This window comes from Oleiphilus sp. HI0061 (genome assembly GCF_001635675.1).
On sequence record NZ_LWFE01001305.1, the window covers coordinates 1 to 870 of the forward strand.

At 45.5% G+C, this 870-nt stretch carries 1 protein-coding gene; it reads right to left on the reverse strand.

Features of this window, described 5'->3' with window-relative positions:
• Nucleotides 1–820: twin-arginine translocation signal domain-containing protein (locus A3735_RS20670; RefSeq protein WP_156499796.1), on the reverse strand; the 820-nt coding region annotated here is incomplete at its 3' end.
• Between the last annotated feature and the right edge of the window lie 50 nt (nt 821–870).

Sequence of the window (870 nt, forward strand, 5' to 3'; positions counted from 1 at the left end):
AAATCATTTCAGGTAGCGTTACGCCGTTTTCAGAGTTATAGCAGGTTGATGCAGCGAAACGACCGTCGTAGTCGGCATCGGTATTATCAAGGTTGCCATCAACAATGACCTGGAAAGCCATTTCCATCTTCTCAGCGTCAATGACGTTGAACATGGAGAAATATTTACTAGGGTCATCCAAATCACGTCCGTCATTCGGTAATGGAATTTCATATTCACCGTTACAGAATATATATTTGGTATGAGGTACTTTCTGAACCCTTAAACCATGGATCGCCTGTACATTTGGAACGTCGATCATCTTATCGGCTTTCATAATGTCGCAGCGGATACGTGCTACACGAGTATTTGCTTTATCGTTGATGAAAACATACTTACCGTCATAGCGGCCATCTTGCATACTCATATGAGGGTGATGTGCATCACCGTTAAAGTACTTGGCAGATTCACCCATGACTGCTTTACTTTCGTTGGTCTGACCCCAGCCAGTCGCGCTTTCATGGTTGAATACCGGAATACGCATTAGCTCACGCATTGAAGGTAGGCCAAGTATGCGAACTTCACCTGAGTGACCTCCACTCCAAAAGCCGTAATATTCGTCGAGCTCACCTGGCCCTACATGGGCGCTAGCAGCCATTTTCTCGGCCGTTTTTGCCTGAGCAAGTTCTGAAAACATGGATGCGGTAAGTGTTGACGCAGCAACACCTGCACCACCGACTAAAGTGGTTGCACCAATAAATTTACGACGGCTCATGCCTTCTTTTTCAGGACTATCATCGACGTGGCGGTCGACAGGGTTTTCCTTATTTATGTCGGTCATAATGATCTCCAAGTTGTTCCTGGTTGTGATAGAGAACTTCTTACTTCGTT